12 protein-coding genes are annotated in these 13,320 nt (G+C 71.7%); all 12 read left to right on the top strand.

Annotated features, from left to right (window positions below; genetic code table 11):
- Nucleotides 1–61 precede the first annotated feature (61 nt).
- The gene (locus tag BLV02_RS09075; protein WP_069110825.1) at nt 62–862 is read left to right on the top strand and encodes an ABC transporter ATP-binding protein; all 801 of its coding nucleotides are present in this window, start codon (nt 62–64) and stop codon (nt 860–862) included.
- Nucleotides 859–1,569, top strand: a complete 711-nt coding sequence (locus BLV02_RS09070) for an ABC transporter ATP-binding protein (RefSeq protein ID WP_069110826.1) — start codon at nt 859–861, stop codon at nt 1,567–1,569. The genes BLV02_RS09075 and BLV02_RS09070 overlap by 4 nt, the downstream gene beginning before the upstream one ends.
- Before the next feature lie 4 nt (nt 1,570–1,573).
- Complete coding sequence (locus tag BLV02_RS09065; RefSeq protein WP_069110827.1) at nt 1,574–2,458, top strand: branched-chain amino acid ABC transporter permease; 885 nt, start codon at nt 1,574–1,576, stop codon at nt 2,456–2,458.
- Nucleotides 2,455–3,450, top strand: a complete 996-nt coding sequence (locus BLV02_RS09060; RefSeq protein WP_069110828.1) for a branched-chain amino acid ABC transporter permease — start codon at nt 2,455–2,457, stop codon at nt 3,448–3,450. Before BLV02_RS09065 ends, BLV02_RS09060 begins: the two co-directional genes overlap by 4 nt.
- Nucleotides 3,447–4,790: an ABC transporter substrate-binding protein gene (locus BLV02_RS09055; RefSeq protein ID WP_069110829.1), complete on the top strand. Its 1,344-nt coding sequence runs from the start codon at nt 3,447–3,449 to the stop codon at nt 4,788–4,790. The genes BLV02_RS09060 and BLV02_RS09055 overlap by 4 nt, the downstream gene beginning before the upstream one ends.
- 82 nt (nt 4,791–4,872) lie before the next feature.
- Nucleotides 4,873–5,790 carry an SDR family NAD(P)-dependent oxidoreductase gene (locus tag BLV02_RS09050; protein ID WP_069110830.1) on the top strand — a complete coding sequence of 306 codons (918 nt, stop codon included), beginning with the start codon at nt 4,873–4,875 and terminating at the stop codon, nt 5,788–5,790.
- Nucleotides 5,791–5,792: 2 nt separating this feature from the next.
- A complete protein-coding gene (locus BLV02_RS09045) occupies nt 5,793–6,989 on the top strand; it encodes a thiolase C-terminal domain-containing protein (protein WP_069110831.1) in 1,197 nt (398 codons plus the stop codon).
- On the top strand, nt 6,986–7,426 hold the full coding sequence (locus tag BLV02_RS09040) for a Zn-ribbon domain-containing OB-fold protein (RefSeq protein WP_069110832.1): 441 nt from the start codon (nt 6,986–6,988) through the stop codon (nt 7,424–7,426). Before BLV02_RS09045 ends, BLV02_RS09040 begins: the two co-directional genes overlap by 4 nt.
- On the top strand, nt 7,423–8,907 hold the full coding sequence (locus BLV02_RS09035; protein ID WP_069110833.1) for an AMP-binding protein: 1,485 nt from the start codon (nt 7,423–7,425) through the stop codon (nt 8,905–8,907). Before BLV02_RS09040 ends, BLV02_RS09035 begins: the two co-directional genes overlap by 4 nt.
- Nucleotides 8,904–10,127, top strand: a complete 1,224-nt coding sequence (locus BLV02_RS09030; protein WP_069110834.1) for a CaiB/BaiF CoA transferase family protein — start codon at nt 8,904–8,906, stop codon at nt 10,125–10,127. The genes BLV02_RS09035 and BLV02_RS09030 overlap by 4 nt, the downstream gene beginning before the upstream one ends.
- A gap of 45 nt (nt 10,128–10,172) precedes the next feature.
- On the top strand, nt 10,173–10,610 hold the full coding sequence (locus tag BLV02_RS09025; RefSeq protein ID WP_069110835.1) for a MarR family winged helix-turn-helix transcriptional regulator: 438 nt from the start codon (nt 10,173–10,175) through the stop codon (nt 10,608–10,610).
- 251 nt (nt 10,611–10,861) lie between these two features.
- Complete coding sequence (locus BLV02_RS09020; protein WP_176986520.1) at nt 10,862–13,294, top strand: ROK family protein; 2,433 nt, start codon at nt 10,862–10,864, stop codon at nt 13,292–13,294.
- Nucleotides 13,295–13,320 lie beyond the last annotated feature (26 nt).

Below are 13,320 nucleotides of genomic sequence, written 5' to 3'. Positions count from 1 at the left end.
CATAGAACTACTTCACGGATCGTGGCAACCAACGGCGGCGGCGCGAGAAGGGGACCAGGGCATGGCATCGAGAGCTCCGACCCAGGCGGACGAACGGACCCCACCGGCACTGGAGGCCGACGACGTCCAGCTCCGGTTCGGCGGGATCCGGGCCCTGGACGGGCTGTCGTTGCGGGTGGACGGCGGCATCTGCGCCGTCGTCGGGCCGAACGGGGCCGGCAAGAGCACGCTGTTCAACTGCGTCAGCGGCCTCTACCGGCCGCAACGAGGCGCGGTACGCGTCAACGGCACCGACGTGCTCGGCCTGCCGCCGCACCGCATCAGTGCGCTGGGGGTGGGCCGCACCTTCCAGAACCTGGCTCTCTTCCCGCGGCTGTCCGTCATCGAGAACGTCCTGCTGGGCGCCTACCAGCGACACGCCGACGGCCTCGTCGCCTGTGCCCTGCACCTGCGCCGCCAGCGGCGCCACGAGCGCCGGCTGCGCGCCGAGGCGTACGAGGTGCTCGAGCGGCTGGAACTCGCCGACCTGGCCGAGCACGATGCGTCCGGGCTCCCGTTCTCGGTGCTCAAGCGAGTCGAGATCGCCCGCGCGCTGGTCAACGGGCCGAGGCTGCTGCTGCTCGACGAGCCCGCGGCCGGCCTGCCACACGGTCAGGTCGACGAGCTCGGCGGCTACATCTCGGCCGTCCGCCGCGACTTCGACGTTGCGATCGTCCTGGTGGAACACCACATGGGCCTGGTGATGTCCATCTCCGACCGCGTCATCGTCCTCAACCTCGGCCGCTGTATCGCCGCCGGCACCGCCGACGAGGTGTCGGCCGATCCCACCGTCATCGAGGCCTACCTGGGGGCGGCCCGATGACCGCCGTCCTCGACGTCACCGGACTCACCGCCGGCTACGGGCCGCACCAGGTCCTGCACGGGCTCGACCTGCACGTCGACGCCGCGGAGATCGTGGTCGTGCTCGGCGCGAACGGCGCGGGCAAGACGACCACGCTCCGGGCCCTCAGCGGCATGATCCCCAGCAAGGGCACGGTCAGACTGCGCGGCGGCGAGGTCGGCGGCCGGACCTCCGACGCCCGGGCCCGCCTGGGCCTCGGGCACGTGGTCGAGGGACGCGGGACCTTCAACCACCTCTCCGTCGAGGACAACCTCGCGCTCGGCGCCCACCTGTGCCGGGGCGACACCGGCCGCACGCAGATCGAGCGATGGTTCGAGATCTTTCCCCAGCTGGCCCCCCGGCGAAAGCAACACGCGGGCAGCCTCAGCGGTGGCGAACAGCAGATGCTGGCCGTCGCCCGGGCGATGATCTCGCAGCCGGCGATGCTCCTGCTGGACGAGCCGTCGATGGGCCTCGCGCCCATGGTGACCGCGGAGTTGTTCGACCAGATCGCCCGGGTCCGCGAGGACTCCGGCACCGCCATGTTGATCGTCGAACAGAACGCCAACATCGCGCTGCCCGTCGCCGACCGCGCCTACGTCCTGGAATCGGGCCGCTTCGTGTCCCAGGGCAGCGCCTCGGCCCTACTCGACGACGACTCGGTGCGTCGCGCCTACCTGGGGAGGTGAATCGGTGCTCCTGCTCCAACGCCTGGTGGACGGAATCCAGAGCGGAGTGCTCTACGGCGCCCTCGGCATGGCCGTGGTGCTCGTCTACCGCTCGACCGGCGTCCTCAACTTCGCCGCCGGCGAGATGGCCATGCTGTGCACCTTCGTCATCTGGCTGTTCGCCGCCGACGGCCTCGGCCTGCCGATCGTCGTGGCCATTCTCGCCGGGGCGATGTTCGGCTTCGCCTTCGGGGCGGGCCTCGAACGCATCGTGATGCGGCCGTTCGCCCAGGCCGACCACCTGCGGCAGGCCATGGTGACCACGGGGCTGCTGCTGGCCATCAACGCGGCCGCGGGCTACCTGTTCAGCCTCGACGCGCACCGCCTGGACTCGCCCTTCCCGGCCGGGGGCCTCGACCTCGGCGGCGTCGTCGTCTCCTACCGCCGGGCCGGGGCCATGCTGCTGCTCGTCGGCATCGCGATCGCCCTCCGGCTGGTGTTCACCAGGACCAAGCTGGGCCTGGCCATGACGGGCGCGGCGATGAACCCGGCCTCGGCGCGCATGCTCGGCATCAACGTGCCGCGCATGCTCATGCTCGGCTGGGGCATGGCGGCCATGCTCGGCGCGATCGTCGGCGCCATGGTCGCTCCCGAACTGTTCCTGAGCACGACCATGATGCAGGCCCTGCTCCTGTACGGCTTCGCCGCAGCCGTGCTCGGTGGCCTCGACAGCTACGAGGGCGCGCTGGTCGGCGGCGTCGCCATCGGCATCATCCAGTCTCTGGCCAGCGGATACGTCGGCTTCATCGGGACCCAGCTGCAGCTGGCCACCGCCTTCGCGGCGATCCTCGCGGTTCTCCTGATCCGACCGGAAGGCCTGTTCGGCCGAAAGCAGGTGGAACGCGTATGAGCGTCCTCGACCGTCTCGGGTTGCCTCGGCTGCTCTGGCCGGCGCTGGTCGCCGTCGCCGTCCTGGCCCCGTTCGCGCTCGGCGGCACCCAGGTGCTGCGGCTCCAGCAGGTGATCTACCTCGCCGTCGCGATCCTCAGCCTGAACCTGCTGACCGGGTGGTGCGGCCAGATCTCGTTCGGGCAGTGCGCCTACATCGGCGCCTCGGCCTATGCCACCGCGCTCCTGGTCCAGACCTCCGGCTGGTCCTACTGGGCGGCCCTGCCCGTCGCGATCGTCATGGGGTTCGTCATCGGCGCCCTCACCGGCCTGCCGGCGCTGCGCATCAGCGGCATCCGGCTGGCGCTGGCCAGCGTCTCGATCGCCTTCGTCTTCCCGACCATCCCGGTCCGGTTCACCGAGCAGACCGGCGGCAACGCCGGCTTCGTGGTCGACGCGCTCACTCCGCCGCCGTGGCTCGGGATCAGCATCACCGCGTTCAACTACTGGGTGCTGCTGACCCTGGCCATGCTGGTGTTCGTCCTCGCCCGCAACGTCATGGCCAGCCGCATCGGACGGGCCATGATCGGCGTGCGCGACCAGCAGGTGGCGGCACAGACCGTCGGGGTCGACGTGGTGACGATGAAGGTCGCCGCCTTCGGCTTCAGCGGCGCCCTCTGCGGCCTGGCGGGCTGGATGTTCGTCGTCGCGCACACCTTCGTGAGCCCGAGCGACTTCATGGCCGTCCTCTCCATCAACCTGCTGGTCGGGATGGCCGTCGGCGGCAGCGCCACCCTCGTCGGGCCGGTCTTCGGCGCGCTGTTCCTGGTCTTCACCCCGCGGGTGATCGCCGACGCGGGGGTCAATCCGCTGCTCACGCCGCTGCTCTTCGGGGTGGCCCTGATCCTGATCCTGCTCTACCTGCCCCGTGGCGTCGGCGGCCTGCTCCAGGACCTCGCGCGCCGGCCGTCGAAGGCGCCACCGCACCTCCAGCCGGAAGGAGAGTCACGATGACTGTCGGACATCTGAGCGGGGACCGCCGGCCGTTCGACCGGGGCCGCCGCGCCCTCGCCGCGGTCTCGGTCGTCGCGCTGACCGCGAGCTGCGCCGGAGGAGCCGTCTCGGCTCCCGACGACGACGGCGGCAGCGGCAGCGGCATCACCGACCGGTGCGCGTCCTACGACGGCACCGAGGGCATCACGGACACGTCGATCACGGTCGGCTTCAGCGGCGCGCTGAGCGGCCCGTTCGCCGCCACCGGCGCACACCTGTGGGGCATGCAGGCGTACTTCGACATGGTCAACGCCGCCGGCGGGGTCGAGACGGCAGACGGCAGGAAGCGGACCATCGAGCTCATCTACAAGGACGACCACTACGTCGCCTCGACCGCCAAGGCCAACGTCCAGGAGATGATCGACGACAAGGGCGTCTTCGCGATGCTGAGCGTGATCGGCACCTCGGCCAACATGGCGATCCGGCCGGTGCTCGACCGCGCCTGCGTGCCCGGCCTGTTCGCCGGGACCGGATCTCCGGAGCTGGGGAACCCGGACTTTCCCTGGCAGATCAACGGCGCCCTTGCGCCGTACTCCGCCGAAGGGCTGATCTACGCCGACTATCTCAGCAGCAACTTCCCCGGCGGCACGATCGCGGTGATCTCCCAGAACGACGACTACGGCCGGGCCAAGTTCCAGTCGCTGGAGACGGGCCTCGAGGGCAGCGACACGACCATCGTCGAGCACGTGACGTTCGAGGTCACCGATCCCGACCTCTCGGGCCAGATCACCACCCTGGCCGCGACCGACGCCGACGTCCTGGTGATCTTCGCGCTGGGCGCCCAGGCCCTCCAGCTCATCAACACCGTGAGCACGCGTACGGACTGGAACCCCCAGCTGCTCACCTCGCTGTTGTCGGTCGGGCAGCTCGAGAGCCTCGATCCCGGCGCCGGCGACGGCCTGCTGACCACGGGCTCGATCGACGTCGACGATCCCGCCAACGCCGATCTTCCCGGGGTCGCGGACTACCTGGAATGGGGCGCGAAGGCGATGGCCCGCAACAAGGTGGAACTGCCGCTGTCCGCCAGCACCGGCGGCTGGGTCGTCGGTGACCTCTTCGTGCAGGCGCTGGAACAGGCGGAGTCGCTGGAACGGGCGTCGGTGATGGAGGCGGTGCGAGACTTCCGGCCCGACACCGGCAGCCTGATCATGGTGCCCGGCATCGTCCTCGAAACCGGCCCGGACGACCCCTACCTGGTCGAGGGCATGGCCATCGCGCGATGGAACGCCGATGCCGGGACGCTCGACACCGTCGAGACGATCGACCTCAACGGCCAGGTGCCGTACACCCCGCTGACGTAGCCGCGCCCCGCGCCGTCGTGTGCGGCGGTCCGGCTCGATCCAGTTCCCACTTCTCACCATCTCCCCGAGAGGAGACCTCTCCATGACCAGACTCACCGGTCGCGTCGCGATCGTCACCGGTTCCGGCCGCGGCATCGGCGCCGCCGTCGCCCGGGCTCTCGCCGCCGAGGGCGCCTCGGTCGTCGTCGCCGACCTCGGCGTCCAGCTGGACGGAACCACCGAGAACTCCGATCCGGCGACGGAGGTGGTCGACGCCATCACGGCCGCCGGCGGCACGGCCGTCGCCAGCCGTACCGACGTCTCCGACCACGGCCAGGCCGAGGAGCTGATCGCCACGACCGTCGAGCGGTTCGGCCGGCTCGACGTCCTGGTCAACGCGGCGGGCATCCTCCGCGACCGCATGATCTTCAACATGGACGAGGAGGAGTGGGACGCGGTCATCAGGGTCCACCTGAAGGGCGCGTTCAACACCACCAAGTTCGCCGCCCGGCACTGGCGCGAGACCAGGCGGCCCGACAGCCGGCTGATCAACTTCACCTCGGTCGCGGGCCTGCACGGCGCCCCCTCGCAGCCCAACTACGCGGCGGCGAAGATGGGCATCGTCGGCCTGACCCTGTCGTGTGCCAACGCGCTCACCAAGTACGGGGTGACCGCCAACTGCATCTCCCCCGGCGCCGCGACCCGGATGACCGACACCATCCCGGCCGAGGTGATGGCCAAGTACGGAGTGCCCACCCGGGACCAGGACCCCGACAGCCGGCGGCGCGCGCCCGAGAACGTCGCCGCACCCGTGGTCTACCTGGCCAGCACGGAATCGGGCTGGATCAACGGCCGCGTCCTCGGCGCCCAGGAGTACCGCGTGTCCATGTGGTCGACGCCGCAGATCCAGCGCCAGATCGTCGGCCAGCAGCCGTGGGAGCTCGACCACCTCTTCGACGAGATGACCCGCGCCTTCAAGCCGTACGTCGAGGGCCGCAGCCGGCTCGACGAGGCGGGCTGACCATGACGCGAGTCGCCATCGTCGGCATCCACGAGTACCCGTCGCGGCTGACGGACGGAACGGTCGACGCCTTGCGGATCAAGGCGCACTCGGCCGCCCGGGCCCTCGACGACGCCGGGCTGAGCTGGCGCGACGTCGACGCGCTGTACGACACCGGCGACGGTCTGGCCTGGCCCGGGCTGTACATGCCGGAGTACTTCGACCTCGACCTCAGGATCCTCGACACCACGGCCGTCGGCGGCAGCGCCTACGAGTTCCAGGTGGGGCGTGCCCTCGCCGACCTCGGCACCGGGCGGGCGAACGTCGCACTGCTGACCTACGGCGCCACCACTCGCAGCGCGAAGCGCAAGGTCGGGCTCGACTCGGCCTCGGTGCGCGCCGAGCCCGACAACCCGATGACGGACATGGAGGACTGCTGGGGCTCCACCCTGGTCGCCGACTACGCCATGGTCGCCGCCCGGTACCTGCACGATCACGGCATCACCGCCGAGGACCTGGCCGAGATCGCCGTCACCGCCCGCTACCACGCCATGCGCAACCCGGCCGCGGTGCGAGCCATCGACGAGCTGAAGCTCCGCCCGGGACCGGGCGAGATCACCGTCGACGACGTCCTGTCCTCGCCGCTGGTGGCCGATCCGCTGCGGGTGCTGGACTGCTGCATGGTGTCCGACGGCGGCGGCGCGGTGCTGCTCGCCACCGAGGCGGTCGCGCGCGGCTGCCGCAGCCGGCCGGTCTGGGTCCTCGGAGCCGGGCAGACGTCGCGGTTCCGCCGCAACGGCGACGACCTCACGCTCACCGGCGCCGCCCGGTCCGGGCCGGCGGCCTTCGAGCAGGCCGGGATCACCCCCGAGGACGTCGACATCGCGATGATCTACGACTCGTTCACCATCACCGCCCTGTCGGCGCTCGAGGACCTCGGCTTCTGCGGCAAGGGTGAGGCCGGCGACTACATCAAGGGCGGGCGGCTGCGCTACGACCAGCCGGGCGCGCCCGCGCTCAACACCGACGGCGGCGGGCTGTCCTCCAACCATCCCGGCCAGCGAGGCATCTTCCTGCTCATCGAGGCCGTCCGCCAGCTGCGCGGCGAGTCGACCGCGCAGGTCACCGACGCGAGCATCGCGGTGGCTCACGGCACCGGTGGCACCCTCGGCCGGCGGCACGCCTCCGGGACGGTCGTACTGGGGAAGGAGGCCGCATGACGCCACAGGCCCCGTCCCGGCCGCTCCCCCGGAACCCGCACCTCGACACGCTCCCGTTCTGGGCGGCCGCGGCCGAACACCGCCTCACCTACCAGCGCTGCCGCGCCTGCGACACGGTGATCTTCTACCCGCGCGGGCACTGCACCACCTGCACCGGCACCGACCTCGGCTGGCACGAGTCGGCGGGCGCCGGAACCGTCTACACCTGTTCGGTGGTCCGCCGGCCACTGCACCCCGCGTTCAAGGACCTGGCGCCGTACACCGTCGCGTGGGTCGACCTCGACGAGGGCTTCCGGCTGCTCACCCACATCGTCGACCGCGCCGGCCGGCCGGTCACGTCGTACATCGGCCAGCGGGTCACGGTGCACTGGCTCGACGTCGACGGCGTCGCGCTGCCGGCCTTCACCCCGGCCGCCGACCGCACGGAGGACCGATGACCGGCACCGACGCTGGCACCCCGTTCGTCCAGGTCCTCGCCGGGCTGGCCGCGGCCGGCCCGGACGAGGCGGCGGTGATCTCCGGCGGCTCGACCCTCACGCGCCGCGAACTGGATGAGGAGAGCACCAGGCTGGCCCGGGTGTACCACAACCACGGCGTGTGCGCCGGCGACCACGTCACGATCGAGTTGCCCAACGGCCCGGACTGGTTCGTCGCCGGCCTGGCGGCGTGGAAGCTCGGCGCGACACCGAACCCCATCTCGCCCGGGCTGCCGCGCGTCGAGCGCACGGCGATCCTGGAGCGGGCCCGCCCGACACTGATCGTCGGCCTCCCCGACGGGGAACGGTCCGAGGTGCCGGGGCTGCCGAAGGGCTACCGCGCCGACCCCGCCATCTCCACCGAGCCGTTGCCGCCGGTCGTCTCGGCGGTGGAGCGGGCCCTCACCTCCGGCGGCAGCACCGGTCTGCCCAAGCTGATCCTCAGCGGCAGTCCGGCCGTCTACCACCCCACCGGCGCGATGGCGCGGCTGTTCACCCCACGGGCCCGCGGCCTCGTTCCCGGGCCGCTCTACCACGGCATCCCGTTCGCGGCCGCTTGGCGCAGCCTGCTCGCCGGCGCGACCGTGGTGGTCCTGGACCGGTTCGACCCCGAGGAGTGCCTGCGGCTGATCCAGGAGCAGCACATCGACCGAACCTGGCTCGTTCCCACCATGATGTCGCGGATCGCCCGGCTCCCCGAGGCGGTGCGGCACGGCTACGACCTCGGCTCGCTCGAGTTCGTGCTCACCGCCGGCGCGCCGTGCCCCGAGTGGCTGATGCGGCACTGGATCGAATGGGTCGGTCCCGGCGTCATGCACGAGGCGTACGGCTCGACCGAGCGTCTCGGCGGCACCTTCATCACGGGCACCGAATGGCTCGCTCATCCGGGCTCGGTGGGCCGGCCGGTCGGAACCGAGGTCAAGATCCTCGACCCCGAGTCGGGGGCCGAACTGGCGTCCGGCACGACGGGCGAGGTGTACCTCAGACCCACCGGCGCGGCCAGCACCTACCGATACGTCGGCGCCGAGGAGAACGCCTCCCGCGACGGCTGGCAGAGCCTCGGCGACATGGGCTACCTCGACGACGACGGCTACCTCTACCTCGGTGACCGCCGCACCGACATGATCTTGTGCCGCGGCCGGAACATCTATCCGGCCGAGGTCGAAGCCGCCCTGGACTCCCACCCGCGGATCCGGTCCAGCGCGGTCATCGGCCTGCCCGACGACGACCTGGGGCAGCGCATCCACGCCATCGTCGAATCCGGCCCGATCGACCCCGACCAGCTGCGCGGCTACCTGAAGGAGCGGCTGGCCCACTACAAGCTGCCGAAGGTCTTCGAGTTCGTCGACCGGCCGCTGCGCGACGACTCGGGCAAGGTCCGCCGTTCCGCGCTCCGGGCCGAGCGACTGCCCACGACCACCGGAAGAGGAGAAGAAGCATGACCGGACCCCTGCACGGGCTCAAGGTGATCGAGATCAGCGTCGCCATGGCCGGGCCGTTCTGCGGCATGGTGCTCGGCGACCTCGGCGCCGATGTCGTCAAGATCGAGCGGGCCGACCGCGGCGACGACAGCAGGGACTGGCCGCCGTACTTCGCCGGCACGATGTCGCACTACTTCGCGTCGGCCAACCGCAGCAAGCGCAGCCTCGCCCTTGACCTCAAGTCCGGCGCCGGCGCCGGCATCGCGAAGCAGTTGATCGCCGGCGCCGACATCGTGATCGAGAACTACCGGCTGGGCGCACTCGAACGGGCCGGCCTCGGGTATGCGGCCATGGCCGAGCTCAACCCGCGTCTGGTGTACTGCTCGATCAGCGGGTTCGGGCGCACCGGGCCGCGTCGCCACGATCCGGCCAACGACCTGTTCATGCAGGCGTTCTCCGGCGGCATGAGCATCACCGGCGAGGCCGGCGGCGCACCCGCGAAGATGGGCATCTCCGTCGCCGACATCGGCGCCGGCATGTTCGCCGCGGTGGGCATCCTGGCCGCCCTCTCGGTTCGGCACGAGACCGGCCGCGGCCAGCACGTCCAGACCTCGCTGCTGGAGGGCCAGCTCAGCATGCTCTCGTACCACCTGATGTCGTACTTCGCCAGCGGCGACGCCCCGCGGCGGCACGGTTCCGGCACCCAGTTCGGGGTGCCCTACCAGGCCTTCCCCACCGCCGACGAGTGGATCGTGGTCGCCGTGTTCAACGACTCGATGTGGCGGTCGTGCTGCGCGGCGATCGAGCGTCCCGCATGGGCCGACGATCCGCGGTTCAGCACCGTCTCCGCGCGGGTGGCTCATCGTGAGCTCCTGGCCGCCGAGCTGACCGAGATCTTCGCCACCCGCCCCGCCGCCGCCTGGGAGGAGGTCATGGTGAAGGCCGGCGTCGCGTGCACCCTGGTCAACCCGATCGACAAGATCGTCGACCACCCTCAGGTCCGGGCCGGTGCGATGATCACCCAGGTGGACGTCCCCGGCATCGGCCCGATGCCCATGGCCGACGTCCCCATCGACTTCAGCACCACCCCGGGCGCGATCGTCCTGCCGCCACCGCGGCTGGGTGAGCACTCCCGGTCGATCCTGCGCGGACTCGGCCTCGGGGGCGACACCGTCGACGCGCTGATCGCCGCCGGAGTCGTGGGGACGACCACGCCGGCCCGTCCACCGCAACCGGAGTGAGATCAGCCGCTAGCCTGGATCCACCGTCCTACGAGGTGCTGCCGCATGAATCCCCCGCCCGACCCACTCGTCGCCGCGATCCGCACCACGATCCGGCTGGCGCGCCTGGCGCAGCAGGTCTGCGACGACGGAGGGCTGACGCTGCCGCAGTACCGCGGGCTGAGCATCCTGGTCGACGACCGGCGCCGCGCCCACGAGATCGCCACCTACACGTCGACCAGCCGGCCGGCCATCGCGTCGCTGACCTCGGGTCTCGAGCGCATGGGCCTGATCGAGCGCACGACGGCCGAGACCGACCGTCGCGGCGTCTACTACACCGCCACCGAGAAGGGCCGGCAGGTGGTCGCCGAGATCGACGCGACGATGGCGGCCAAGTTCACCAAGGTGCTCGGCGAGAACACCGCCCTCCTGCACCCTCTCGCCAGCGACCAGATCGAGGCCGCGCTCGACGCGCAGCTCGCGCATGACTTCGGCCCGGAGTGACGGGCTGAGCGCTGGTCGATCCGGCCAGGACGATTCCTCGCCGCGGCGGTGAAGGCCGGCCGCTCGTGGTCGTAGGAGCGACCCCCGCACGCACTTGAGCGCCACTTCTTCACGCCAGTGCGAAAAACTCTTCTGGGCTCCTGACCAGAGAAGATGCCGTCCAACCGGTCGCAGGGGCTTGCCAGCGCCGACTTATGCAGCTAGCTTTCGGAATTCCTTCGAGCGGCTCGAACCGAAGCGGCAGGAGTCCGATGACCGACCCGAACAGCTCGCACGAGCGTCAGCTGACCGACCTCCGGCGGCAGAAGCGGCTGGCGTGTCTTCGGGCGCTGCGCGGCGCGGGCGCGGTGAGCCTGGCGGAGCTCGCCCGGGTGACCAGCCTGTCGCGCCCGACCGTCGAGTCGATCCTCACCGAGCTGATCGAACAGGGCCTGGTGCGGGAGACGACGGCGCCGGGCGACGGCACCCGGCGGATGGGCCGGCCGGCCCGCCACTTCGAGTTCCAGGCCGGGTCCGGGTACGCCGTCGGCATCGACGTCGGCGTCCACATGATCACCGGCCTGATCTGCGACCTCGGCGGGCGGGTGCGCGCCGCGGTGCACCGGCCGACCGACCCGGCCGTCAACGGCGCCGAACGGCTGCGCGCCGCCCGGCAGGTGCAGGCCGAGCTGCTCGCCCGGGTCGGAGTGTCCGAGCAGCGGCTCGCGGCCGTGGTGGTCGCCGTGCCGGGCATCACCGACGGCGAGCGCGTCGTCCTCTCCTATCCGATCCCCGACTGGACCGGGGTGCGGCTCGCGGCCCGGTTCGCGCACGGCGCGGACCACCCCGTCCAGCTGGAGAACGACATCAACATGGCCGCGCTGGCCGAGCACCGGCTCGGCGCCGGCGAGCTGGCCGACGACATGGTGCTCATCCAGATCGGTCACCGCATCGGCGCCGCCGTCATGCTCGGCGGCACGCTCTTCCGCGGCAGCCGCTTCGCCGCGGCCGAGATCGGTGACCTCGCCTGGACCGGCTGGGGCGACTGGGAGACCGGCGCCGTGCGCGACGAGATCGAGGCGGCCGGCGGCATCGAGGCGATCGTCCAGCGCGCCTCCGGCGGCGACGAGGACGCCCGGGCCGCCATCGGCCGCTACGCCCGGCGCATCGCGCCCGGTGTGTCGGCGCTCGCGATGGCGCTGGACCCCAGCGTCGTGGTCATCGGCGGCGGCCTCTCCCCCGCGGGCGCGCTGCTGATCGACCCGCTGCGCGACGAACTCGAGCGCATGGCCCGCGCCGTCGCCATCGCGCCGCTCGCGCAGTCCATGTTCGGCGCCGACGCCACCGCGTACGGCGCGCTGATCCGGGCCCTCGAGCTGGGCTCGGCGCACCTGCTGGGCAGCCAGGACGACGAGGTGCCGCGGCTGCAGCCGCTGGACCCGGCGGCGACCCACCCGGCCGAGGCGGCGACGGACGGGGCGACACCGGCCGAGGCCGTCCCGGCCGCCGGCCGGCAGCGGACCGCGGCGACCACCTCCACCACCCCGCCGCTGCGCATCGGCGTCGTCGGCGTCGGCGCCCGCGCGCCCCTGGCCACCTCGGTCGGCGCCAGCACCGTGCCGGCATGGGTCGTCGCGGTCGCCGATCCGGACCCCGGCGCCGCGACCCGGGCCAGGCAGCTGTTCGGCGACGCCGTCACGGTCCGCACGGACCACCGGGACCTGCTCGCCGACGACCTCGACGCGGCGCTCGTGATCAGCCCCGACGACACCCACGCGGGGATCGCGACCGACCTGCTCGAGGCCGGCGTGGCCGTCTACCTGGAGAAGCCGCTGGCCACGTCGACGGCCGAGGCCGACCGCGTGCTGGCCGCCGCCGCCCGCACCGGCACCCGTCTCTACGTCGGCCACAACATGCGCCACATGGGGGTCGTCAGGCTGCTGCGCGAGCTCATCGAGCGCGGCGAGATCGGCGAGGTGAAGACGGTCTGGTGCCGCCACTTCGTCGGCAACGGCGGCGACTACTACTTCAAGGACTGGCACGCCGACCGCAGCCGCTCCACCGGGCTGCTGTTGCAGAAGGCGGTCCACGATCTCGACGTCATCCACTGGCTGGCCGCCTCGCGCGGCCGCGACGTGGTGGCGATGGGCGATCTGCAGGTCTACGGGCAGATCACCGACCGGCTGGACCCGTCCGCTCCCGCCGGAACGCTGATGCCGGACTGGTTCTCCTACGACAACTGGCCGCCCCTGACGCAGACCGGGCTGAACCCCGTCGTCGACGTCGAGGACACCTCGATGCTGCTGATGCGCATGGACAACGGGGTGCTGGCCAGCTACGCCCAGTGTCACTTCACCCCGGACTACTGGCGCAGTTACACCGTCATCGGCACCGAGGGACGGCTGGAGAACGCCGGCGACGGAGACGGCGACAGCGTCCGGGTGTGGAACCGGCGCACCGGCTACGCCGAGTACGGCGACCACGAGTACACGGTCGCGGGCGACCGCTCCGGCCACGACGACGCCGACCGGCGCATCGTCGACGAGTTCCTCCGCTGGATCGCCCACGGCGATCCGGTCACGTCCACACCGCTCGACGCCCGCGACGCCGTCGCCGTCGCTGCCGCGGCCACCGAGTCACTGCGGTCGGGTTCCCGGCCCGTGCGGGTCGCAGCGGCCGGCGCCGACATCGAGCGGCATTTCTGACCCCACCCGACGCACCCGAAGGAGAT

The sequence above is a fragment of the Jiangella alba genome (genome assembly GCF_900106035.1).
Taxonomy (GTDB): domain Bacteria; phylum Actinomycetota; class Actinomycetes; order Jiangellales; family Jiangellaceae; genus Jiangella; species Jiangella alba.
This window is presented reverse-complemented; position numbering and strand designations above follow the sequence as displayed.